The 23,295-nt window shown below is 66.2% G+C and carries 26 protein-coding genes; 20 read left to right on the top strand and 6 right to left on the bottom strand.

Features of this window, described 5'->3' with window-relative positions:
* Positions 1-101: 101 nt before the first annotated feature.
* Positions 102-2,144: a DNA topoisomerase III gene (locus tag AXA74_RS00780; protein ID WP_060833067.1), complete on the top strand. Its 2,043-nt coding sequence runs from the start codon at positions 102-104 to the stop codon at positions 2,142-2,144.
* A gap of 524 nt (positions 2,145-2,668) precedes the next feature.
* Here AXA74_RS00780 and arsN2 read toward each other — a convergent pair.
* Genes arsN2 through AXA74_RS00805 form a run of 5 tightly spaced genes read right to left on the bottom strand, consistent with a single transcriptional unit; the run spans position 2,669 to position 5,912 of the window.
* On the bottom strand, positions 2,669-3,499 hold the full coding sequence (gene arsN2 / locus AXA74_RS23700) for an arsenic resistance N-acetyltransferase ArsN2 (protein WP_024537140.1): 831 nt from the start codon (positions 3,497-3,499) through the stop codon (positions 2,669-2,671).
* Positions 3,496-4,587, bottom strand: coding sequence for an ACR3 family arsenite efflux transporter (arsB, locus tag AXA74_RS00790; RefSeq protein ID WP_011829936.1), 1,092 nt, complete (start codon positions 4,585-4,587; stop codon positions 3,496-3,498). The genes arsN2 and arsB overlap by 4 nt, the downstream gene beginning before the upstream one ends.
* 9 nt (positions 4,588-4,596) lie before the next feature.
* Positions 4,597-5,094: an arsenate reductase ArsC gene (locus tag AXA74_RS00795; protein WP_027350506.1), complete on the bottom strand. Its 498-nt coding sequence runs from the start codon at positions 5,092-5,094 to the stop codon at positions 4,597-4,599.
* Positions 5,095-5,106: 12 nt separating this feature from the next.
* Entirely contained in the window at positions 5,107-5,571 is a 465-nt protein-coding gene (locus AXA74_RS00800; protein WP_060833068.1) for an ArsI/CadI family heavy metal resistance metalloenzyme, read from the bottom strand.
* 11 nt (positions 5,572-5,582) lie between these two features.
* Entirely contained in the window at positions 5,583-5,912 is a 330-nt protein-coding gene (locus AXA74_RS00805) for an ArsR/SmtB family transcription factor (RefSeq protein ID WP_024537143.1), read from the bottom strand.
* Between the two features lie 349 nt (positions 5,913-6,261).
* On the opposite strand from AXA74_RS00805, the gene AXA74_RS23705 reads away from it, so the two are divergent.
* The 10 genes from AXA74_RS23705 (at position 6,262) to AXA74_RS00850 (ending at position 14,599) form a co-directional block, all read left to right on the top strand.
* Complete coding sequence (locus AXA74_RS23705) at positions 6,262-6,498, top strand: hypothetical protein (protein WP_081093915.1); 237 nt, start codon at positions 6,262-6,264, stop codon at positions 6,496-6,498.
* Between the two features lie 25 nt (positions 6,499-6,523).
* Complete coding sequence (locus AXA74_RS00810) at positions 6,524-6,916, top strand: hypothetical protein (RefSeq protein WP_060833069.1); 393 nt, start codon at positions 6,524-6,526, stop codon at positions 6,914-6,916.
* 250 nt (positions 6,917-7,166) lie between these two features.
* Positions 7,167-7,883, top strand: coding sequence for a DUF5983 family protein (locus AXA74_RS00815; RefSeq protein ID WP_060833070.1), 717 nt, complete (start codon positions 7,167-7,169; stop codon positions 7,881-7,883).
* Positions 7,884-8,225: 342 nt separating this feature from the next.
* Positions 8,226-8,777, top strand: coding sequence for an STY4534 family ICE replication protein (locus AXA74_RS00820; RefSeq protein WP_060833071.1), 552 nt, complete (start codon positions 8,226-8,228; stop codon positions 8,775-8,777).
* A 55-nt stretch (positions 8,778-8,832) separates the two neighbouring features.
* Positions 8,833-9,444, top strand: coding sequence for a DUF3275 family protein (locus AXA74_RS00825; RefSeq protein ID WP_003294141.1), 612 nt, complete (start codon positions 8,833-8,835; stop codon positions 9,442-9,444).
* Between the two features lie 89 nt (positions 9,445-9,533).
* Positions 9,534-9,899 carry a hypothetical protein gene (locus AXA74_RS00830; RefSeq protein WP_027350510.1) on the top strand — a complete coding sequence of 122 codons (366 nt, stop codon included), beginning with the start codon at positions 9,534-9,536 and terminating at the stop codon, positions 9,897-9,899.
* An 84-nt stretch (positions 9,900-9,983) separates the two neighbouring features.
* The gene (locus tag AXA74_RS00835) at positions 9,984-10,634 is read left to right on the top strand and encodes a hypothetical protein (RefSeq protein WP_027350511.1); all 651 of its coding nucleotides are present in this window, start codon (positions 9,984-9,986) and stop codon (positions 10,632-10,634) included.
* Positions 10,635-10,699: 65 nt separating this feature from the next.
* Positions 10,700-11,809 (top strand): DUF6094 domain-containing protein, encoded by a 1,110-nt coding sequence (locus tag AXA74_RS00840; protein ID WP_060833072.1) that lies wholly within the window; start codon positions 10,700-10,702, stop codon positions 11,807-11,809.
* A 102-nt stretch (positions 11,810-11,911) separates the two neighbouring features.
* Positions 11,912-12,217, top strand: a complete 306-nt coding sequence (locus AXA74_RS00845) for a hypothetical protein (RefSeq protein ID WP_060833073.1) — start codon at positions 11,912-11,914, stop codon at positions 12,215-12,217.
* A 111-nt stretch (positions 12,218-12,328) separates the two neighbouring features.
* A complete protein-coding gene (locus AXA74_RS00850) occupies positions 12,329-14,599 on the top strand; it encodes a helicase-related protein (protein WP_060833074.1) in 2,271 nt (756 codons plus the stop codon).
* A 93-nt stretch (positions 14,600-14,692) separates the two neighbouring features.
* On the opposite strand, the gene panE is transcribed toward AXA74_RS00850, so the two are convergent.
* Entirely contained in the window at positions 14,693-15,619 is a 927-nt protein-coding gene (gene panE / locus AXA74_RS00855) for a 2-dehydropantoate 2-reductase (RefSeq protein WP_060833075.1), read from the bottom strand.
* A gap of 111 nt (positions 15,620-15,730) precedes the next feature.
* Here panE and AXA74_RS00860 point away from each other — a divergent pair, with 111 nt between their 5' ends.
* The 9 genes from AXA74_RS00860 (at position 15,731) to AXA74_RS24595 (ending at position 23,231) form a co-directional block, all read left to right on the top strand.
* Positions 15,731-16,327, top strand: a complete 597-nt coding sequence (locus tag AXA74_RS00860; RefSeq protein ID WP_060833076.1) for a helix-turn-helix domain-containing protein — start codon at positions 15,731-15,733, stop codon at positions 16,325-16,327.
* Positions 16,328-16,506: 179 nt separating this feature from the next.
* Positions 16,507-17,091, top strand: a complete 585-nt coding sequence (gene pilL2 / locus AXA74_RS00865; RefSeq protein ID WP_060833077.1) for a PFGI-1 class ICE element type IV pilus protein PilL2 — start codon at positions 16,507-16,509, stop codon at positions 17,089-17,091.
* Positions 17,088-17,735 (top strand): hypothetical protein, encoded by a 648-nt coding sequence (locus tag AXA74_RS00870; protein WP_060833078.1) that lies wholly within the window; start codon positions 17,088-17,090, stop codon positions 17,733-17,735. The genes pilL2 and AXA74_RS00870 overlap by 4 nt, the downstream gene beginning before the upstream one ends.
* Before the next feature lie 14 nt (positions 17,736-17,749).
* Positions 17,750-18,496, top strand: a complete 747-nt coding sequence (locus AXA74_RS00875; RefSeq protein WP_060833079.1) for a TIGR03759 family integrating conjugative element protein — start codon at positions 17,750-17,752, stop codon at positions 18,494-18,496.
* A complete protein-coding gene (locus AXA74_RS00880) occupies positions 18,481-19,059 on the top strand; it encodes a transglycosylase SLT domain-containing protein (RefSeq protein WP_060833080.1) in 579 nt (192 codons plus the stop codon). The genes AXA74_RS00875 and AXA74_RS00880 overlap by 16 nt, the downstream gene beginning before the upstream one ends.
* Positions 19,056-19,607 (top strand): integrating conjugative element protein, encoded by a 552-nt coding sequence (locus tag AXA74_RS00885; protein WP_060833081.1) that lies wholly within the window; start codon positions 19,056-19,058, stop codon positions 19,605-19,607. Before AXA74_RS00880 ends, AXA74_RS00885 begins: the two co-directional genes overlap by 4 nt.
* 10 nt (positions 19,608-19,617) lie before the next feature.
* Positions 19,618-21,777: a type IV conjugative transfer system coupling protein TraD gene (gene traD, locus AXA74_RS00890; protein ID WP_060833082.1), complete on the top strand. Its 2,160-nt coding sequence runs from the start codon at positions 19,618-19,620 to the stop codon at positions 21,775-21,777.
* Positions 21,774-22,523 carry a TIGR03747 family integrating conjugative element membrane protein gene (locus AXA74_RS00895; protein WP_060833083.1) on the top strand — a complete coding sequence of 250 codons (750 nt, stop codon included), beginning with the start codon at positions 21,774-21,776 and terminating at the stop codon, positions 22,521-22,523. Before traD ends, AXA74_RS00895 begins: the two co-directional genes overlap by 4 nt.
* 111 nt (positions 22,524-22,634) lie before the next feature.
* The gene (locus AXA74_RS24595) at positions 22,635-23,231 is read left to right on the top strand and encodes a DUF6088 family protein (RefSeq protein ID WP_081093916.1); all 597 of its coding nucleotides are present in this window, start codon (positions 22,635-22,637) and stop codon (positions 23,229-23,231) included.
* Positions 23,232-23,295: the final 64 nt, after the last annotated feature.

Consider the following 23,295-nt stretch of genomic DNA (forward strand, 5'->3'; position numbering starts at 1 on the left):
CAAAGCGGCGTCTGCATCAATCGGCTTCCTTGCTGCCGGCATCTCCTGGCCCTGCCAAGCTGGCGCTCATCCGATGAACCGCACATTTCCAAGGAGGCTTCATGCGCATGTTCCTGTGCGAGAAGCCGTCCCAGGGCAAGGACATCGCCCGTGTGCTGGGCGCTGGCCAACGCGGCAACGGCTGCTACAGCGGTGCGGGTATCGTCGTGACCTGGTGCATCGGTCATCTGGTGGAGGCAGTTCCACCCGAAGGCTACGGCGAGCAATACAAGCGCTGGGCCATCGAGCAACTACCCATTCTTCCTGAGCGTTGGCGTGTCGAGCCCAAGGCGGCGACCGCGGCGCAGTTCAAGGTCGTGCAGCAGCTCGTCGCCAAGGCGGGCGAACTGGTGATCGCGACCGACGCCGACCGCGAGGGCGAGATGATCGCCCGCGAGATCATCGACCTATGCGGCTACCGCGGACCGATCCAGCGCCTGTGGCTGTCGGCGCTCAACGATGCGTCCATCCGCAAGGCGCTGGGTGCGCTCAAGCCGTCCGCCGAGACGCTGCCGCTGTATTTCTCCGCACTCGCCCGATCGCGCGCCGACTGGCTGATCGGGATGAACCTGAGCCGCCTGTTCACGCTGCTGGGCCGCCAGGCCGGCTACAACGGCGTGCTATCGGTCGGGCGCGTCCAGACGCCGACGCTCAAGCTGGTCGTGGACCGTGATCGCGAGATCGCGCGCTTCGTCTCGGTGCCGTTCTGGGCGACCGAGGTCGCACTGTCGCATGCAGGCCAGACCTTTGTCGCAAGCTGGACGCCACCCCAGGGCAGCACCGACGAAGCCGGCCGTTGCCTGCAGCAGCCTCTGGCGCAGCAGGCGGCGGAACGCCTGCGCGCGGCCGGCACCGCCCAGGTGCTGTCGGTGGAGACCGAGCGCGTGCGCGAAGGCCCGCCGCTGCCGTTCGACCTCGGCACCTTGCAGGAAGTGTGTTCCAAGCAGTTGGGCCTCGACGTGCAGGAGACGCTGGACATTGCCCAGGCGCTGTACGAGACGCACAAGGCGACGACGTATCCGCGCTCGGATTCGGGCTACCTGCCCGAGAGCATGCTGGCCGAGGTGCCGGCGGTGCTCGACAGCCTGGTCAAGACCGATCCCTCTCTGCGGCCGCTGATCGACCGCCTGGACTGCCAGCAACGTTCGCGGGCCTGGAACGACGGCAAGGTCACGGCGCATCACGGCATCATCCCCACGCTGGAGCCGGCCAATCTCCCGGCGATGACCGACAAGGAGCTGGCCGTCTACCGGCTGATCCGTGCCCGCTACCTCGCGCAGTTCCTGCCGCATCACGAGTTCGACCGGACGGTGGCGCAGCTCACGTGCGGCGGGCAGTCGCTGGTGGCGGTGGGCAAGCAGATCGCGGTGGCCGGATGGCGCCAGGTGCTGGCGGCGCCGGCCCTTGACGACACGGACGGAGAGGATGCACGGCGCGGCCAAGTATTGCCAGCGTTGAAGGCTGGCGATGCCTGTCAAGTCGGCCAGGTCGAACTGAAGGCGTTGAAGACGCTGCCGCCCAAGCCCTACACGCAGGGCGAGCTGGTCAAGGCCATGAAAGGCGTCGCCAAGCTCGTGACCGACCCGCGCCTGAAGCAGAAGCTGAAGGACACCACGGGCATCGGCACCGAGGCGACGCGCGCCAACATCATCAGCGGGCTGCTGGCCCGCGGCTATCTCTTGAGGAAAGGCCGCGCCATCCGTGCATCGGATGCGGCCTTCACGTTGATCGACGCCGTGCCGGCGGCCATCGCCGACCCGGGGACCACGGCGGTGTGGGAGCAGGCACTGGACATGATCGAGGCCGGCCAGATGACGCTGGACACCTTCATTGCCAAGCAATCGAGCTGGGTCGCCCAACTCGTGCAGCAGTACCGCGGCGCAACGCTCGCCATCAAGCTGCCGCCCGCGCCGAACTGCCCGCAGTGCGGCGCCCCGATGCGCCAGCGTAGCGGCAAGAGCGGCGCGTTCTGGTCGTGCAGCCACTACCCGGACTGCAAGGGCACGCAGCCGGTCGAAGACGCCGCGGCAGGCAAGCACGGCCCGTCCAACCGTACTTCCGGCCGCACATCCGGCCCACCGCGTCGGCGCCCCAAGGCGAACTGACGCCCACGCCTCCCTCTGCCCCGCCGGCCCTTGCGGACGGCGGGGCAAACCTCCCGCGCCCCGCGGGACTCCCCAGCGCGCGTTCCCTTCTGCAACGGTGTGCGCGTCCTGCAGGCCCATCACGGCCTGCTGGGCGAGAAGGTCATTTCTCCCCGGATCGCGTTCGCCGCGGTTCCGCTGATCGACGTGCTTCCGCCGATACGCGAGCGGTCTCCTGACGCCTTGGTGTGCAAAACTGCGAGGCGCCAGGAGACCGCTTGCGGTCGACGGTATTCGGTGCCGGTGCCCGCCGGCGGAACAACGGGCTCCCTTTGTGCGCGTATGCGTGCCAAAGGTTTCCGGCCCCAGCCACGAAACGGGCCGGGTGCGATTGCTGATGCAGCGAACGGCTTTGACGACGGCCCGCGCTGACGCAGCCCACAGGTGGTTTTCCTTCCTCTCCAGCCGAAGGCCCGCGTGGCCTTCGGCGATTAGTCATTTCACTGATGCACCTCTGTGTCCCGGGATGTCCTTGTGAGGGCACATCACAGTGACATTCGACGTCCAAGCAGCACGGCGCTCGAAGGACAAAGGCTTGCGGCCTGCCGTGTGGCAAGGATGGCCGCCGGTGCGGCGCTGCGCTCGATTGGCTTGAAGCCCGCGCGCTCGAAGAACGGCGCAGCCGTCGTGGTCAGCAACCAGGCGTCGCGCCCGCCCTCGTCGAAGGCACGGCGCAGCAGCAGTGCGAACATTCCGCCGCCGATGCCGCGATGGCGTGCGTGTGGCAGCACCACCAGGGAGCGCACGAGCACGTCTCGGCCCAGGCGCTCGAAGCCGCCGTAGCCCACGCGCTCGCCGGACACCGTGGCATAGGCGAAGAAGCTGCGCCCTGGTTCGGCCAGGTCGTCCGTGGGAAGCACGGCCTCTTGCAAAGCCAGGGCGAGGTCCGGGTCGCTGCCGGCGATCGGCGTATCCACCAGCAGCGGCGTGCCATCCTCCTTGCGGTTCTCGCCCGCCGGTCGTTGCGGCAGCAGGTCGATCACCATGTCCGAGGGGCGGCACAGGCGCACGCCCGAGCGCGACACCACGATGGGCCGATTGATGAGGATCGGGTACGCCAGCATCTGATCGATCAACTGGTCGTCGCTCCAATGCGCGGCATCCAGGCCCAGTTCCTTGTAGGGCGTGCCCTTGATGCGCAACACATCCCGCACGCCCATGCCCATCCGCGCGATCAGCGCCTTCAAGGTCTCGCGGTCGGGCGGCGTCTTCAGGTACTCGATGACCGTGGGCTCGATGCCGCTGGCGCGGATCAGCGCCAGCGTGTTGCGCGACGTGCCGCAGTCCGGGTTGTGGTAGATCGTGACGGTACTCATGCCGGATGCCTCGCTGCGTTGCGCGGGGCCTGTTCGTACCAGGCGCGGGAACGGTTGACCACGCGCACCACCAGCAGCATCACCGGCACTTCGATCAGCACGCCGACCACGGTGGCGAGGGCCGCGCCGGAATGGAAGCCGAACAGGCTGATGGCCGCTGCCACTGCCAGCTCGAAAAAGTTGCTGGCACCGATCAACGCCGAGGGACACGCGATGTTGTGCTTCTCGCCGACCCTGCGGTTGAGCCAGTAGGCGAGGCCGGAATTGAAGAACACCTGGATCAGAATGGGCACGGCGAGCATGGCGATCACCAGCGGCTGTCGCAGGATGGCCTGGCCCTGGAAGGCGAATAGCAACACCAGCGTCAGCAGCAGCGCTGCGATTGAGAGCGGGCCGAGGCGCTCCAGCGCGCGGTCGAACGCGGCCTGTCCACGACGCAGCAGCGAGCGGCGCCACACCTGCGCGAGGACGACGGGGATGATGATGTAGAGCACCACTGAGGTCAGCAGCGTGTCCCACGGCACGGTGATCGCCGACAGGCCCAGCAGCAGCCCGACGATGGGCGCGAAGGCGAACACCATGATGGTGTCGTTCAGCGCCACCTGCGACAGAGTGAATACCGGGTCGCCGCCGGTCAGTCGGCTCCACACGAACACCATCGCTGTGCACGGTGCGGCGGCCAGCAGGATCAGGCCGGCGACGTAGCTGTCGAGCTGGTCGGCCGGCAGCCAGTCGGCGAAGACGTGGCGGATGAACAGCCAGGCCAGCAGTGCCATCGAGAACGGCTTGACCGCCCAGTTGACGAACAGCGTCACGCCGATGCCACGCCAGTGCTGGCGAACCTGGCCGAGCGCGCCGAAATCCACCTTGAGCAGCATTGGGATCACCATGACCCATATGAGCAGGCCGACCGGCAGGTTGACCTGGGCCACTTCCATGCGGCCGACGGCCTGGAACGCGCCAGGCGCGAGCTGGCCCAGGGCGATGCCGGCGACGATGCACAGCAGCACCCACACCGTCAGGTAGCGCTCGAAGATGCTCATCGAGAACGATGGCGTGGCGGCGACGGCTTCTGTCTGTACGGTCATCGTGCTACCTCACTGCTTGCCGATGACGCGCAGCTCATGCTGCAGCGACATGGCATCGAGCCGTTGGAGCGGCAGCGACAGGAACAGCTCGATGCGACGCTTGAGCGTCAACGCGGCGTCCATGAACGCCTTGCGCTGCTGTTCCTCGCTGCCTTCGACGGCGGCCGGATCGGGCACGCCCCAATGGGCCGACACCGGCTTGCCCGGCCATACGGGACACACCTCGCCAGCGGCGTTGTCGCAGACGGTGAAGATGAAATCGAACACCGGCGCACCGGGCGCCACGAATTCGTCCCAGCTCTTGCTGCGGTAGCCGGTCGTTGGCAGGCGCAGGCGCTCCAGCGTGGCGAGCGCCAGCGGGTGGACTTCGCTCTTGGGGTGGCTCCCCGCCGAGTAGGCGCGAAACCGTCCCAGGCCCAGTTCGTTGAGGATGCCTTCGGCCAGGATGGAACGCGCCGAATTTCCGGTGCAGATGAACAGCGCGTTGTAGGTGGTTTCAGTCGTCATCGATGCCTCGCGTCAGCGGCAAGAAGCAGCCCGTTTCGCGGCGGCGCGACTGTCACTCGGCGCGCAGCAAGCTGGAGCTGTGCTCGGCGCGGGCTGCGGCGCTTCGTTGAACACGGGGATGTTGCCCAGCATGTGGAAATGCTCCCAGGCCACGCCCTGCGGGTCGGTGACCCAGTGCTTCTCACTGCGTGCATAGCAGCAGGTCGTGGTGCCTTCGTCGAGCAGCGCCATGTCGGCAGCCTGCGCGCGGGCCTTCAGGGCGGTGAGTTCGTCGGCGTCATCGGTCTGGATGCCCAGGTGGTCGATGCCCGGCTTGCTGCCGCGCGTGGAGATGGCGAAGTTGACCGGCGGGTCTTCGAGCATCCACTTCGCGTAGTCGGCCTCGATGCGAGCCGGCTGCGCGGCGAACAGTTGGGAATAGAAGCCGATGCTGCGATTCAGGTCATCGACGTGCAGGTGGACGTGGAAGCGTTTCATGGAGGTTCCTTTCAGCAGGAGGCGCAGGCACGGGTGGATTCATTGGCCTCGCACACGCCACCTTGGCAGCAGTGCTCGGTCAGGTAGCCGAGCAGCCCGTTCATGTGGGCGAAGTCGGCGCGGTAGATCAGGTTGCGGCCCTGTTGCTCGATGGTGACGAGGCCGGCATGGGCCAGCTCCTTCAGATGGAAGGACAGGGTGTTGCGGGCCACGTCGAGCTGGTCGGCTAGGACGCTGGGCGTGAGCCCTTCGGGGCCGGCGACGACCAGGGCGCGGAACACGCGAAGGCGCTGGGTGTGGGCCAGGGCGCCCAGGGCGGAAACGGCTTGGGTCTCGTTCATAGTTCAATAATACAACATCTATTGAATAATGGTGCAGGCACATCGCAATAGAGGACCGGGCGCGCCCGACCCCAATCGGGGACGCCACTGCGCCCGATTGCTGCGTGACGCGGCTATCTGATAGTCCGAAGCTCACCCTCATGCGTTGCTGACCGTCGTCAGCGGCATGCCCTGGCAGTCCCGGTCTTCAAGACTGCAACGCGGTTCGCCGCGTTGACCGATCCAGTCCGCTTCGCATCGCCCACCGCGGACGCTCGCCGGCCTGGCGACGATGCACTTTTCTCAACCACCCGAGGGGAACCCCATCCCCTGCGTGATGCGTGCTCCTCGACCCACCAAGGAGCACGGCATGTCTGAACCTTACGCATCTTCCTCTGCAACCGCAGTGCGCAGTGGTGCGCTGGCGCTGGCCTGGACCAGCAAGCGTTTGCCGCTACAGGTGCTGCGCAGCGCGGCCGGCCACTACATCGGCACACAAGACGACGAAGGCCCGGTATCGCGGGAGTCCGTCGAGTATTTCCCGACCCACCTCGCAGCACAGCGCGCCCTGGATACCCACGCCTGGACACAGCGCGCTCACCCCTGATTCCCACCCTTCAAGGAGTTCTCTCATGAATCTGTCTTTACCCGAAGACGTGCTCGATCAGATGGCGCTGGAACAAGCGCACTTCGACGCTGCACCGCAGGCCTTCTTCGAGGCCTGGAAGCGCGGCGCGCAGATCGCCGGCCACGAGTGGTTCGGCGACGGCACACGCGAAGGTCTGCAGCGTGCCACCACCAAGTGGGACCTGCGGCCCAACATGCTGATGCTCAACGACGCCCTGGGTGTGCTGAGCAGCGGTCAACACATGTTCCTGTCCGCAATGGTGAGCTTCTACAACGCCCGCGAGGGCGGCGCGATGCTCAAGCGTTGCGGCTTCGAGGGGCTGTCGGACTTCGGCGGCCTCGACCTGGAGCGGCGCAAGGTCATCGCCGACCTGACGCTGCACTACAGCGGCTGGTGAGCCACGCCCGGCACACCACCGTCCTTTCATCCCACCCCACGAGGGACATGCGTCCTCGTTCGGGGCCATGTCCCTCCTTCTTTTCGCAGGAGCGGCCATGTCCCGAATCACCATCTTCCACTGACCTGCACCGCCCGCCACCAGGGCGGCCCGACGCCGCGGCCGGCTGACCGGTTGCCACTTCATCCACTCGCTGGGGTTCAATCCCCGGCAGGGGATTGCCTCGGCCATCCTCTGCTGGAGGAATCCCATGTCCCATTCCAACAATCCCTTCGCCCGCGGCTACGATGGCCTGTCCGTGCAGCGGCTGCTGGCGATTTCCTACGACGGCGACTGCCCGCTGAGCTATCTGCCGCTGCACCTCTCGCAGTCGCACCTGCCGGACAGCCAGGTCGAGCGCCATGCCTGCGTCTTCTGCGACGACTTCGCGCTGATCACCGAGGGCCAGAACGTGCCGCCCGAGCTGGACGCGCAGTGCCCCAGCCACGGTATCGCCCGAAACCTCGTCTACGCCGTCATGGCCGAAGAAGCCGGCCAGCCGCTGCACGTCGGCGATACCTACTCCGAGGAAGCGGCGCGCGAGGTAGTGCGGCGCCTGCGCTTCGAGACCGGGTTCTACAGCCGTGCCTGGGAAATCAGTTCGGCGCACATCACCGAGGAGGCCGGTCGCTTCCTCGCCGAACTGGCGGACATCGCTACGCCGAGCGGTTTTCTGTTCGTGGCCTTCCGCATTCCCTACAGCCCGGCGGTCGGCGTGAAGCTGATCGCCACGCCCTGGACGGATGCGAACCTGCAGCATGTCGAGGGCATCACCGCCGAAGAGCTGCGGCAGGAGCACCGGGCCAAGGGCGTGCCGGAGTCCCTCGTGGAAGTGTTGCACCTGGCTGCGCTCGCCGACGTTCGCATGTTGGTGTTCGATGCCGACGCGCCAGTGCTGAACGGGCTGACGCTCTACGACGACGAGTAACCCGCAACCCATTCGAGCCCCCACGTCGGGGCTCTTCTTTTTCGCGGAACGCGGTGCCGGCGCATTGCCGATTCCCGGCGGACGGCCGCCGCCATGTGCCGCACGCTGGCCGCATGTTCGCTGGCGTTGCCGGCAACATGCCCAGGCAGCCACGATCTTCAAGGCTGCGACGCGGTTCTGACCGCGTTGATCACACCAGTTCGCACCGGCATCCATGCGCGAACGGCCATCGGTTATCGATGGCGATGCCACCAAGCTGTTCCATCAACCCACGCGGGGGTTCCACACCTTCCCCGCCTGGGTCGGGTGTGTCTCCGCCTCATTGTTCTCAGGAGATTCACCATGACCACTTCCAACGAAAAATCCTACTTCGATCTGCACATCACCGGCCTCGGGTACCTCAATCGCATCCGCGAAGTGAAGCCCAAGAAAGGCGATGCGTTCCTGGCCTGCGACATCGCGGCCCTGAACGGTCCCAGCGATGACGTCTCGTATGTGCGTTTCGACACGCGCGTATCGGGTTCGGAAGCGCAGCACCTGGTGCGCCGCTGCATTCAGGCGGTCGACGCCGAGAAGAAGGTGATGATCGGCTTCCGCTTGGGCGACCTGTGGACCGACACCTTCACCTACTCCAAGGGCAAGCGTGCCGGCGAACAGGGGGTGAGCCTCAAGGCCCGCCTGCTGTTCGTCAGTTGGATCAAGGTCGACGGCAAGCTCGTCTACAAGGCCGAACCCAAGCCGACCGAGACCGACGAGCGCGACCCGGAAGTCCCTGTGACGTCCGACGCGCCCGCCGCGCTGCAAGCCTCGGCACCGGAGCCTTCCAGGCCCGTCGCCGATGCTGCCGACGACGCTGCCGATGCCCCCGCATTGGCCGTTGCCGAGTCGTTCTGATCCGCAAGGCCCCATCCCCGGGGCCTTGTCTTCTCTTCGTCCGCAGGAGACCTTCATGATCACCATTCCCGGCCAACTGGCCATCAAGACCATCCACGGCAGGAACGGCGACTTCAACGTCGGCCGCCTGGCGACCTCCATCGGCGAGTTCGTCGTGAAGAACGCCGAACTCGATCAGTACCGCGAGGGCAAGTACGACGGTGATTTCGTCATCGTCGAGATTCGCCCCTCCACGTACAACGCCAACGGCCGCATGGTCATCGAGATCCGCGCCCATCTGGGCGGGATGACGCTGTCCAACATCGACGCCCTGAGCCGCGACGAAGCCCGCCGGCTGAGTCCGCAGGAAGTCGATCCGATCGACGAGGAAGCGCAGGCGCCCGTGCCGGCAACGCCCCCGGCCAAGCCGAAGGCGAAGCCGCGCAGTCCGCGCGATCCCCTGGTCGATACCACGCCGTTCGGCAGCGAACCGGCTCCCGTGTCCGCTGCGGCCTCGGCCGAGGCAGACGACGCGGCGCTGTTCGGTGCCTTGTGGCCCCTGGGCGAGACCGTGAAGCTCGATGCGACCGTGGATCGTCGTGTGCTGCGTCAGCAGCGCGACCGTCTCGACAAGCTGGGCTACGAGTTCGCTCCGTTGTCCCAGGACTGGCACCTCAAAGCTGCCTGATCCATTCGCCGCCTTGCGCGGCATTCCGCCACCCGCCGGGGTTCTCCCCCGACGGGGAGGGCTCCGGCCATTTCTTCAAGGAGATCCTCATGGGCTGGACCTTCGTTCGTCAGACGCGCGATCAGTTGATCCGCGAGCTGATCGCTCCGCAGGCGTCCGAACGCGCTTGCTGCGAAGTCATCGACCACACGCTGGACGGCGACGTTCTGTGGACCGTGGTTCGCGTCACCGCCAGGCAGGCGGGCGTCATGGGCCTCGCGGCCGGTGAGTCCGTCTGCTACATCGGCTGCCATCTGCTGGAAAGTTCGGGCGGCGATTGGGGCTACAAGTCCCTCGATGAGTCCGTGCATCCGTACTACTACTCGTGCCCGCTGCGCTATCTCGACATGGCGCCGGTGCAAAGCCCCGAGTGGCGCGAGCGGGTTCACCGCTTCCACGCGGGGTGCGCTGTCTAGCGGCACGCATCTTCCTTCACCCAACCGGGGCGAGCACGGCCCCGCGGGCTGTGGTTGCTCCTTCATTTTCAAGAGGACATCACCATGCCTGCACCTTCTTCCGCGAAACCGCTGTACCGCATCGACGAATGCCCCGACCTCATGGCCGACGCTTGCGTCGGTGACGAGCAGGGCAATCTCGTCTTTCTCTCGATCTGGGCGCGCGACACCGCTGTTCAGGAGTTCCTCGCCCGCCTGACCCTCGGCCGGGATGAGCAGGGACTGGATCAGTTCCACGTCATCACCGAGCAGGGCGCATCCATCCCGGTCTTCGTCGGCAACGTCGAGAACCTGGAAAAGCGCATCACCCGTGCCTATCGGCGAACGCTGTTCGGTTCGCTGACGAACGTGTGGCTGTTCGATCGTCGCTGCGTGAAGCCAGACAAGGCCAACGCCAGCGCGCTGGCGCTTCTGCCCAGGGATTCCGCTCACCGGCTCGACCGGCTGTGGACGCTGGTGCAGGAGACCTGCCCGCTGCCACTGCTCGACCACTGGCGCGACACCGTGCTGGCGCTGTTGCAGACACGGCGAATGTTGACCGGTCTTCCCTTGGCCCTCGGGCCGCTGGAAGGCCATCGGCTGGCCCTCGATGTCCCGGCGCTGACGAAGGCGCTGGGCGAGCTGATCCGCAACGGCACCCTCGGCGCCACGCAGTACGAACTGGCCGCGAACGCACCGCTTCGGCGTGTGGCGTGAGCCATCCCCACGGGCATGCGAGCCGCGCGTGCCCGCCTTCCCTCATCCATCACCAGGAGAAATCCATGGCACTCATGTTTCCGCGCCTGGCGCGCAACTTCATTCGTAACGGCTACTTCCCCACCGACGAGCCGACGCTGGAGCGGGCCTTGTCCGCACTGGCGCCGTCTCCCGGCGCCATGTCCATCCTCGATCCCTGCGCCGGCGAAGGCGTGGCGATTGCCGAAGCCGCCCACGCCCTCGGGCGCGAGCAGGTCCAGGCCTTCGCCGTCGAGTACGACGCCGAGCGTGCCCGCCACGCACGGCAACTGGTCGATCGCTGCATCCACGGCGACCTGATGGACACGCCGATCTCGCGCCAGTCCTTCGGGCTGCTGTGGCTGAACCCGCCGTATGGCGACCTGAGCAAGGACGTGAACGGCAACATCGGCTATCAGGGCCAGGGCCGTGCGCGGCTGGAAAAGCTGTTCTATCAGCGCGCGCTGCCGCTGCTGCAGTACGGTGGCGTGCTGATCTTCATCGTGCCGTCCTACGTGCTCGACGCCGAGCTGGTCGGATGGCTGACGCGCCACTTCGCCGACCTGCGCATCTACCGTGCGGTGGAAACGCAGTTCAAGCAGGTGGTGATCTTCGGTCGCAGGATTCGTCAACGCGACCAGGCATCGGAGTCGGTCAAGGCCGTGCGCGGTCTGCTGCTGCAGATCGGACAGGGTGACGCCGAAGCCGAGGAACTGCCGCTCGAATGGCCGTTCCTGCCGTACACCGTCCCTGCCAGCCCGGCCGAGCCGGAGCACTTCTATCGCGTGACGATGGAGCCCGAGCAGTTCGCCGATGAAGTCGGCCGGCTGCAAGGTCTCTGGCCGGCGCTCGATACGCACCTGGGCGCCGCGCAGCAATCGCTGCGTCCGCCCGCGCGGGCCTTGTCGCACTGGCATCTCGCCCTGGCCTTGGCCGCAGGCGCGATCTCCGGCGTGGTGAAGTCCAAGAGCGGGCGCGTGCTCGTCGTCAAAGGTGATACCCACAAGGAGAAGACCCTCCAGACGGAATACACCGAACGCGACGACGGCTCCGTGGCCGAGACGCGAATCCTCACCGACAAGTTCGTGCCGGTCATTCGTGCATGGGACTTGACGCTGGGCTCGCCCACGTGGGGCGAAGTGCTGACCATCCGCTGATCGCTGTTCCCTGACGGTTCGCCGTCGCTTTCATCCACCCACCGGGGTCACGTTGCCCCGATGGGGGTGCCGTGGCCCCTTCTTCCAGAAGGAGAAACCACCATGGCACTCGCAATCCTCAACCTCGCGTCACAAGCACGCTTTTCGCCCGGGCAGGTGGTCATGACCGCCAGCGTCGACGAACTGGTCCGACAGGGCCGACTCAACCCCACGCCGTACCTGCGCCGCCATCTTCATGGCGACTGGGGCGACCTGGACGACAGCGATCGGCGGCAGAACGACGCCGCGCTCAAGTCCGGCGAGGATCGCCTGTTCTCGTCCTACCAGGTCACGCGCGACCTGAGGCTCTGGATCATCACCGAATGGGATCGCAGCGTCACCACGCTGCTGTTGCCCAGCGAATACTGATCCGCATCCAGCGGCACCTACAGTTTTCTTTGCCGCGTCTTTCTTCCCACCCAGGGGCTTGTCACCGCCCCGTGGGGGAGGTGCATGCCCCATCTTCTTTGGAGCATCACCATGTCCCTCGATCTCGAAACCGTTCCCGAAACCGCTGTGCAGGGCGATCTGCTCGAAGCAGCCGCTTCACCCCTCACGCTCAGCCTGCAGGACTTCGTGTCCGAGTTCGGCGACGAGCTGCTCGACTCGCTCAACCGCGCCAATCCTCCGGTCTACACCGGCCAGGTGCGGGCGCATCGGCAACTGATCCTCGCCGCGCTCAAACGCAAGCTGTTCCCGGCGCAAGCCGATGTGGTCCATGCCGTCACCGAGTTGTTGGTCGATCGCGGCGAACGCGCCGCGATCGTCAATGGCGAGATGGGCTGCGGCAAGACGACAGTGGGTATCGCCACGGCCGCCGTGCTCAACGCCGAAGGCTACCGCCGCACCCTGGTGCTCTCGCCACCCCACCTGGTCTACAAGTGGCGGCGCGAAATCCAGGAAACGGTGGCCGGTGCCAAGGTCTGGGTGCTCAACGGCCCAGACACGCTGGTCAAGCTGCTGAAACTGCGCGAGCAGTTGGGCGTGCCGGCCCAGGGCCAGGAGTTTTTCGTCCTGGGCCGCGTGCGGATGCGGATGGGGTTCCACTGGAAGCCTGTCTTCGTTCGGCGGCGCACGCCTCACGGCGACGTGGGGGCCTGCCCGGATTGCGGGCATGTCATCACCGACCTCGACGGCGAGCCGATCAACCCGGCCGAGTTGGAAGCCGAAGAGTCCCGCCGCAAGTGCAGCCACTGCCGTGCACCGCTGTGGTCGTTGATCCGTCCCAGAGGCCTGTCCGCGAGCGACCAGTCCTCCGCTGTCCTCAAAGCCTTGAAGCGCATCCCAACCATCGGGGAAGTCACCGCGCAGAAGCTGATGCAGCAGTTCGGCGACGCCTTCCTCGCGTCGATGCTCGGGGACAACATCCACGAGTTCATCAACCTGATGGACGACCGCGGCGAACTGGTCTTCTCGGACCGGCAAGCCCACCGGATGGAACGCGCGATGGCCAACATGGAGTTCGGCTTCGGCGAGGGCGGCTACCAGCCGTCCGAGTTCATCAAGAGGCAGCTTCCCCAAGGCACGTTCGACCTGCTCATCGCCGACGAGGCGCACGAGTACAAGAACGGCGGCTCCGCTCAGGGCCAGGCCATGGGGGTGTTGGCGGCCAAGGCGCGCAAGACACTGCTGCTCACCGGCACGCTGATGGGCGGCTACGGCGACGACCTGTTCCACCTGCTGTTCCGAGCCCTGCCGGGGCGGATGATCGAAGACGGCTACCGGCCGACGAAGAGCGGCAGCATGACGTCGGCCGCGATGGCGTTCATGCGCGATCACGGTGTCTTGAAGGACATCTACTCCGAGAGCACCGGCACGGCGCACAAGACGGCCAAGGGCACCAAGGTATCGGTGCGCACGGTCAAGGCGCCGGGTTTCGGTCCCAAGGGCGTGCTGCGTTGCGTCCTGCCGTTCACGGTCTTCCTCAAGTTGAAGGACATCGGTGGCAACGTGCTGCCGCCCTACGACGAGGAGTTCCGTGAAGTCGCGATGGACAAGGCGCAGGCCGCGGCCTACCGCGATCTGGCGGGTCGGCTGACCCAGGAGCTGAAGCAGGCCCTGGCGAAGCGCGACACGACGCTGCTCGGTGTGGTCCTCAACGTGCTGCTGGCCTGGCCGGACTGCTGCTTCCGGTCGGAAACGGTGGTGCATCCGCGCACGCGCAACACCTTGGCGTTCGTTCCAGCTCAGTTCAACGAGTTGGAGGTGATGCCCAAGGAACGCGAGCTGATCGAGATCTGCAAGCAGGAGAAGGCAGAAGGTCGCAAGACCCTGGTTTATTCGGTCTACACCGGCACGCGCGACACCACGTCGCGTTTGAAGGTGCTGCTGGAGCAGGAAGGCTTCAAGGTGGCGGTGCTGCGTGCAAGCGTGGATGCCTCCCGCCGCGAGGACTGGATCGCCGAGCAGTTGGACCGTGGCATTGACGTGCTCATCACCAATCCCGAGCTGGTGAAAACCGGCCTGGACCTGCTGGAGTTCCCGACCATCGTGTTCCTCCAGTCGGGCTACAACGTGTATTCGTTGCAGCAGGCCGCCCGGCGCTCATGGCGCATCGGCCAGAAGCAGCCGGTGCGCGTGGTCTACCTGGGCTACGCCAACTCCTCGCAGATGACCTGCCTGGGGTTGATGGCCCGGAAGATCATGGTGTCGCAAAGCACGTCGGGCGACGTGCCGGAGTCCGGGCTTGATGTCCTGAATCAGGACGGAGACTCGGTGGAAGTCGCGCTGGCACGACAGTTGGTGTGCTGAACCTCACTGCTGCACTTCAACGGCTCCTCCGGGGGCCGTTCTTTTTTGGCCCTCCTGACGGTGACATCGATCCGGGAAGTGGAAGACAGGGCCTCATCCACCGCCATGGGCCATGCGGGTCGCCTCGTAGGCCTGCATGTGTGCAAGGCTCACCCTCAGCAGCGGCGCATCCAGTCGAGCTTCATGCGCGCGTCGCAGCATGTCCCCAATGATGTGTTCATGCTCGGTAGGGCCACCACGTTGCAGATCGCGCAGCATCGATGCGGTGCCGGTGGACTCGCGCTCGGACAATGTCGTGAACATGCGGGCATAGGCGTCCTGCGATGGGATGTACCCTGAGGCGGCGGCGGTCGCCACGCATTCGCCGAGCATCTGGCGCACCAGCGCTTCGCCATCTTGTGCCTGCACGATTGCGCCAACTGGCGCGCGCATCAGCGTGGTCATGCCGGCATAGGTCGTGAGGAATACGAACTTCTCCCACATCTCCTGCAGGATGTCCTGGCTCAACACCGGTGCGAAACCGCCGCGCTCCATCAATCCATGCAACGCCTGCGCCGCGTCCTGCTGGCTGTGGGTGCGTGCGCCGAGGGCGAGGCGCTGCAGCGTGTTGAGATGCTGGATTTCACCGGCCGGGCCGAGCGCCACACCGATGTGGCACAGGCCGCCCAGAACGCGCTCGGCGCCGAAGCGCGCATCCAGGTGATCCAGATGCCGCACCCCATTGAGCAGCGGAACGATGCATGTCGAGGGGCCGATGGCGGGCGCGATGGCAGTCATCGCGCCCTCAAGATCGTAGGCCTTGCAGGCCAGCAGCACGGCATCCACGGACGGCGGTGCCTCGACGACTGTTTTCACGGGAAGGGTCAGGTCACCCAAAGGGCTCTTGATGACGAGCCCGGTCTCGGCGAGTTGTGCGGCGCGTCTCGGCCGGACCAGGAAACGCACGTCCACGCCGGCCGCGGCGAGACGCCCGCCGAAATAGCCCCCGATCCCACCTGCACCCAGCACCAGAAGACGCATGGCCATGCTCCTGTTTGAATTTAAGAATTTCTACTATAGTAGAAATTCGTGGCGCGATCGATTTCAGCGCCATTGATACCCCACGCATCCATCCTGACTTGATTGCGGCCCATGCCGAATTCCTCCGCTCCTCAGACCACGCCGAAAGGCGAGCGCGCCGAAGCGCTCCCGAGCAATCTTCGGCGTCTGCGCCTGGAGGCGCAGCTCACCCTCGATCGGCTCGGGGCGTTGTCGGGCGTGAGCCGCGCGATGATCTCCAAGATCGAACGTGGCGCGTCGGTTCCCACTGCCACGGTGCTGGGCAAGCTTGCCGCCGCACTGCAGGTCAGTCTGTCTCAACTCCTGGGGGGATTCCATGCGCGCCAGCCCAGGCTGCATGGCAGGGAGCGCCAGGCGGTCTATCACGACCCCGCTTCCGGCTTTGAACGCCGTTCTCTTTCGCCGCTGTTCGAGGACGGCGCGGTCGATCTGGCCTTCAACGTGTTGCCACCGGGCAAGTTCGTCGAGTTTCCCCCGCACCATGCAGGCGTGGAGGAGTTTCTCGTCGTGCATGAGGGGGCGCTTGCCGTGGTCATCGACGGCAGGCGCTTCGACGTCGCTGCCGGAGATACGTTGTTCTTTCCTTCGGATTGCGTGCATGAGTTCCGCAATGAAGGCGGCGAGCCGGCTGTCTTCTATATCGTGATCAACGATCGGACGCGGCGGTAGGCGGCGAGATCGCCCCGGCACGACCATTCGCCGCGGCATGATCCCGACATGCATCCCGGCAACCGCGTGGTTGCCGGCATTGCTTTCGGCAAATCGGGAGCCGACGGATCCGCTTTGTTTGCTGTGACAAAGGGCCTGCACGGCGATGGTGATGGCTCGTTGTTTCAGGACACCGATCCATGCGCCCATCCCGCCAGCCCTTCCGTATCGCCGGACGCAGCCATCTGATCCGTTTGCCCGGCTTGCTCCTGGCCGCCATGGCCAGCGGCTGCGCGATGACGAACGCCGTGCCACCGACGCCCGCATCCAAAGTCACCGACATCGCGCCCGAAGCCGTGATGGAGTTCGTGCCGGTGACGCGGTATGGCCGCTACACCCTGGTTGAACTCGCGCCGACGGCGGCCCAGCACGACCTGTTGCTGCAAGTGGTGGATGTGGAGGTCCCCGGCACGCTGGGCGCCACCGTCGGGGATGCCCTCCGGCACCTCGTCCTGCGTTCCGGCTACCGGCTGTGCGATGAGCAGTCTGCCGATCTGCTGGCCTTGCCGCTGCCGGCGGCTCACTACCGGCTCGGCCCGGTCCTGCTGCGCGACGCGCTCTTGACCCTGGCCGGCCCCGCCTGGGATCTGCAGGTCGACGAGGGCGAGCGGAAGGTGTGCTTCATCCGCAGGCTCAGGGAGGCTCATACGCCGCACGAGCCCAAGCCACCGGAAATCAACCGTTCGGCGGAGCCCCCTCCGCTGATCCGGGAGGTTTCGCCATGACCATCCGGGACTCGGCGACGGGCCAGCGCACGACGCTGCTGCGGGTCGCGGCCGCAACCTGGTTGTTGCTCGTCAGCGCGGTGGTGCTGGTGGATCACATGGCCTTGTCCGGGCTGGCTGAACAGACCCAGGCCTTCGCGCCCACCGCGCAGGTGTCCCTGCTCGAATCCCGAGTGGATGGCCTCTCGCATCGGATCGAACAACGCCATACTGAGCCCGCCGCCTTGCCGCAGGCGCGCTACGAGCAAGACACCGCGGCGTTGGACCAACGGCTGGCGGCGATCGAGCTGGCGCAGGCCCACTACGCCGCCACCGATGCGCTGCACGCATTGGAAAACCGCGTCACGCGACTGGAAGCCCGCCCGGGCTCGCGCCAGCCCAAGCCGCCCGCACCACGGCCATCCCAACCTGTGGCGGCCCAACCCAAGCCTGTTGAGCCTTCATTCCGCCTGATCGGAGTGGAACTGCGTGCAGGAGAACACTTCGTGTCGGTAATGCCTGTCTGTGGCACCGGGCTGGCCGATGTCCGCCTGCTGCGCGCCGGCGAGTCGGAGGCCGGCTGGCGGCTGGACGGCATCGAGCGCGATGGCGCCGTCTTCCGGCAGGGTGACGAGATCCGCCGGCTGCCCATCCCGCCCCGATAGGGAGGCTCACGCCGATGGTCCCACGCCACTTGATCCCGCCATTGATGGCCGTGTTGCTGGCCGCCTCCGCCATGCAGGTGGCACTTGCCCAGCCCACCGGCGCAACCACCGCGGCCAGGACGGCGCCGAGCCGTGAAGCACCTGCAGCCATCGCTCGCAGCGACGAACAGCGGGCGCAGGACTGGGGGCTGCGCACGGATGAATGGACGCGCTATCGCGAGTTGATGCAGGGGCCGCTGGGCGTCTACTCGCCCAGCCTCGACCCGCTTACGGCCCTCGGCATCGAAGCACGTTCCGACGAGGAGCGTCGCCGCTACGCGGAATTGCAGGCTCTGGCCGAAGCCCGGCGGGTCGAGAAGACGCTGGCCTACCAGCGTGCCTACGACGCCGCCTGGCAACGGATCGCGCCGGGCATGGCGAGGGTCAACCTACCCGGTGCCAAGCCGACCGGCGCGGGCACCACCATCGCATCAGACACCGACCGAACCGCCATCTTCGTGAAGGACGGCTGTACCGCCTGCGACCAGGCCGTGCAGCGGCTGCAGGCGTCGGGCGTCGAGTTCGATGTCTATGTCGTCGGTAGTCGCGCCGACGACGCGCGCATCCGTGAATGGGCACGCCGGGCCCGTATCGACCCGGCGAAAGTGCGCGCACGGCACATCACCCTCAACCACGACGGTGGCCGCTGGTTGTCCCTCGGCCTGCAGGGCGAACTGCCCGCCGTCGTGCGCCAGATTGGCGGCCAATGGCAGCGACAGTAGGCCTTGCCCGTCTCCCGCTCCTGCTGCTGGCTTGCTGGCCACTCGGCCAGGCGAAGGCCGGGGAGGTACCGCCGCCGGCCTACCAGTTCGCGGCACAGCGCGCGGGCATCCCGGCAGCGGTGCTCTACGCCGTGGCCTTGCAGGAGAGTGGCGCCCAGTACCACGGCCGCCTCGTGCCCTGGCCCTGGACGCTCAACGTGGCCGGGGCATCGCATCGATTCGCCACCCGCACCGAGGCCTGCGCCGGCCTGCACCAGGCATTACGTGACGTGCCGCGCACCCGCATCGACGCTGGCCTGGGCCAGATCAACTTGGGCTACCAGCGCCACCGCTACGACCACCCCTGCGAACTGCTCGATCCCTATCAGAACCTGGCGCTGGCCGCGCAGATCCTGCGCGAGCAGCACGCGCCGGGCCAGGACTGGCTGATCACGATCGGCCGCTACCACCGTCCCGCTGGTGGCGCACCCGCTGCGCGCTACCGACAGAGTGTTGGCCGCCACTTGGCCCGCGTACTGGGCGAGCCAGCGCGGGGCGCGGATACCCGGAGAACCCTGCCATGAAGCCTCGAATCTTCCGTCCGGCTACGCGGTGGCTGCTCGGCTTGCTGCCGCTCGTGTCCGTGCCAGCCGCTTTCGCACAATCGCCGCCCTTGATCGTCGTCGAGGATCACGGCGGTGCCTCCGCGCTGCCTTACTACCAAGCCCTGGACCTGCAACCGCGCACCGGAAGCAGGCCATCTCCCAGGATCGAGACGCCACGCCTGCCCGAAGGGCCTTCTGGCGAGGCGGCCATGCTGCCGGTGCGTTCTGCCCATTTGGCCCCTGGCGATGTGGCTCCCCGGGCGATCCAGGCGCCGGGGCTCACGCCGATGTTCCTGGTTGGTGATGACCAGCGCTCCCATGCCTGGCTGCGCCAGCGCGCCCCGGCGCTGCGCGAGTTCGGGGCCGTGGGGTTGGTGGTCCAGGTCGAGTCACCACAGGCACTTGCGGCACTGCGTGCCCTGGCGCCCGGGCTGATGCTGGCGCCGGCGTCCGGGGACGAACTGGCCGAGCGCCTGGGCCTGCGCCACTACCCGGTGCTGGTGACCGCCACCGGCATCGAACAGTGAGGACTGCCCGATGGCCCAGCCGCACGCCGTCGAAGTCCTGCTGCGGCCAGCGGTGGAGCTATACACCGTTGCCGTATGCGCAGGCGCCGCGGTGGTGTGCGTGGTGGCACCGTGGTCGCTCGCGCTGAATCCGGTACTCGGCCTCGGCAGCGCGCTGGCCTTCCTGGCCTTCGGCGCGATTCGCCTGCGCGACGCCTGGGCCATCCTGCGCTACCGCCGCCACATCCGTCGTCTGCCACGCTACGTGATGACGAGCCGTGACGTGCCAGTGAGCCAGTACCGCCTGTTCGTTGGGCGTGGCTTCCGCTGGGAGCAACGACACACCCATCGGCTGACGCAGACCTACAAGCCCGAGTTCCGGCGTTACGCCGAACCGACGACGTTCTACCGCCTGGCGCGCCGCCTGGAGGAGCGGCTGGAGTTCGCGCCGCCGCCGCTGCCCAGGCTGGCGCGGGCTTTGGCCTGGGACAGCCCGCTCAACCCGGTCCGGCCGTTGCCGCCCGTGGGTGGCATGCCGCGCCTGCATGGCATCGAGCCGCACGAGACCGACGTCACCCTGCCGCTGGGCGAGCGTGTGGGCCACACCCTGGTGCTCGGCACCACGCGCGTGGGCAAGACGCGCCTGGCCGAACTGTTCATCACGCAGGACATCCGCCGCAAGGTCCATGGCGAGCACGAGGTGGTGATCGTCTTCGATCCCAAGGGCGATGCCGACCTGCTCAAGCGCATGTATGTCGAGGCCAGGCGAGCCGGACGCGAGGGCGAAATGTACGTGTTCCACCTGGGCTGGCCCGACATCTCGGCACGCTACAACGCCGTGGGCCGGTTCGGGCGCATCTCGGAAGTCGCCACCCGCATTGCGGGGCAGCTTTCCGGCGAAGGCAACAGCGCTGCGTTCCGAGAATTCGCCTGGCGCTTCGTCAACATCATCGCGCGCGCCCTGGTGGAACTGGGGCAGCGGCCAGACTACCTGCTGATCCAGCGCCACGTCGTCAACATCGACGCGCTGTTCATCGAGTACGCCCAGCACTTCTTCGCCCGGACCGAGCCCAAGGCCTGGGAGGTGATCGTCCAGTTTGAAGGACGCCTCAACGACAAGACCATCCCGCGCCACATGGTCGGGCGAGAGAAGCGGGTGGTGGCATTGGAGCAGTACCTGTCGCAGACGCGAACCTATGACGCGGTGCTCGACGGCCTGCGCTCCGCGGTGCGCTACGACCGCACCTACTTCGACAAGATCGTCGCTTCGCTGTTGCCGCTGCTGGAGAAGCTCACCACCGGCAAGATCGCGCAACTGCTCGCGCCGAACTATTCCGACCTGTCCGACCCGCGCCCGATCTTCGACTGGATGCAGATCATCAGGAAGCGGGCCGTGGTCTATGTGGGCCTGGATGCGCTGTCCGACGCCGAAGTGGCGGCGGCCGTCGGCAACAGCATGTTCAGCGACCTGGTGTCGGTGGCGGGGCACATCTACAAGCACGGCATCGACGATGGCCTGCCGGGGGCATCGGCCAATGCCAAGGTCGCCATCAACGTTCATGCGGACGAGTTCAACGAACTGATGGGCGATGAGTTCATCCCGCTCATCAACAAGGGTGGCGGTGCAGGCATGCAGGTCACGGCCTATACGCAGACGCTCTCGGATATCGAGGCGCGCATCGGCAATCGCGCCAAGGCCGGCCAGGTCATCGGCAACTTCAACAACCTGTTCATGCTGCGGGTGCGCGAGACCGCCACCGCCGAACTGTTGACACGACAACTGCCCAAGGTCGAGGTCTACACCACCACCCTGGTCAGCGGCGCCACCGACAGTTCCGACATCCACGGCCCGACCGACTTCACCAGCAACGCGCAGGACCGCATCAGCACGTCGAGCGTGCCGCTCATCGAGCCCGCACACGTGGTCGGCCTGCCCAAGGGTCAGTGCTTCGCCCTCATCGAAGGCGGTAACCTGTGGAAGGTCCGCATGCCGTTGCCAGCGCCCGATCCGGACGAAGCCATGCCCCGGGACCTGCAACAACTGGCCGGCTACATGCGCCAGCACTACGCCGAGGCGGGCGAATGGTGGGAGGGCAACGGGCCGCCCCGGCTGCACGACGACGATGCGTTGCCAGCGGATCTGGCCAAGGAGGTGCAAGAAGGCACGTCGGATGAAGAGGCCCCATCGTGAAAGAGCCCGCCGCGACCGCCGAGCGACAGCAGGCACGCCAACGCGGCCTGGTCGCCAGCGTGGTCACGCTGCCATGGCGCCTGTTCGGCGTGCTGGTCGCCTCGCTGCTGCTGTCCATCGTCATCGAATGCGTCGGCATGCACCTGTTTTGGCCCAACCAGGGCTGGCGCCACGCGCAGGGCATGCTCGACTACGAACTGAACCAGTTCTCCACCCATTTCACCCGGAGCGCCGTCGTGCAGGAGCCGGGACGCACCGCGCGCTGGCTGGTGGAGGGCACCTACGAGTGGGTTTTCGTGAAGACGGGCTTGCTGGATTGGATGCGCGACGCCTCGGCGCAGGCCAGCGCACCCAGCCGAGGCGCGCACCGAGACTTCCGCTATTACCTCGCCCAGGTCTATGCCTGGACCGAGCGCTATCTGATTGCCGCCGGCTTCACCGTCCTGACATTCATCGTCCGCCTGCTGGTCTTGGTGCTCACGCTGCCGCTGTTCCTGCTCGCGGCCTTCGTCGGCCTGGTCGATGGACTGGTTCGCCGCGACATCCGCAAGTTCGGCGCGGGGCGGGAATCGGGCTTCGTCTACCACCGGGCGAAGGCGGCCTTGATGCCGCTGGCGGTGTTGCCGTGGGTGACCTACCTGGCGTTGCCGGTGTCCTTGCATCCTTTGATGATTCTGCTGCCTGCAGCGTTTTTGCTTGGACTGGCGGTGAACATCGTGGCGGCGAGCTTTAAGAAGTACCTGTGACTTATCCAACGCTTCGGGCTTCTCCACCGAAGGTCGGCCAGAGCAGGGTTACTCCTGGTCCGATGTCAGAAAAAGGACTATGATTCTTTCATGACTAGATCATGAGTGCCAATGAAAACCCTTCCCGAGGAAATTCTGCTACATGCTCGATCCTTGCCAGAGGGAGGAATTGTCTCGCCCAAGGTCTTCCTTCACCTTGGAAGCCGATCTGCCATTGACCAGGCACTGTCCCGCCTAGCCAGGGAAGGCAAGCTTCTCAGGATCGGCCGAGGCTCCTATGTCGCCCCGGTCACTGGCTCTTTTGGTGAACGCCCACCGGCTGTCTCGAAGGTAATCCAGTCGCTAGCCTCCCAGAATGGCGAGTTCGTTGCTCCTCATGGAGCGATCGCTGCAAATAACCTAGGACTCTCGCGACAGGTGCCTGTTCGGGAAGCCTACGTGACATCGGGACGAACTCGTGAAATTCGGCTCGGCCGGCTAGAAATCCTAGTCAAGCATGCTCCCGGATGGGTGTTGGCATTGGGGAACCGACCGGCCGGCGATGCAATACGCGCCTTGGATTGGCTTGGTCCCGACATGGCTCGCAAGGCTTTGCCGGTCTTGCGCCGCAAACTCCCAGGCGGAGAGTGGGATGCCTTGGTAGCAGCACGAGCATGCTTTCCTTCATGGCTGGCCAGGGCAATCGGGGAGGAAGTCGGCAATGGTTAGGCTTCATGGCACCCCAGGCTGGCACATGTACGCGCTGTCCCCTCGAAGGATAGGGGGGGCGGCA

The sequence above is a fragment of the Bordetella hinzii LMG 13501 genome (genome assembly GCF_001548475.1).
In the GTDB taxonomy this organism is placed as follows: domain Bacteria; phylum Pseudomonadota; class Gammaproteobacteria; order Burkholderiales; family Burkholderiaceae_B; genus Bordetella; species Bordetella hinzii.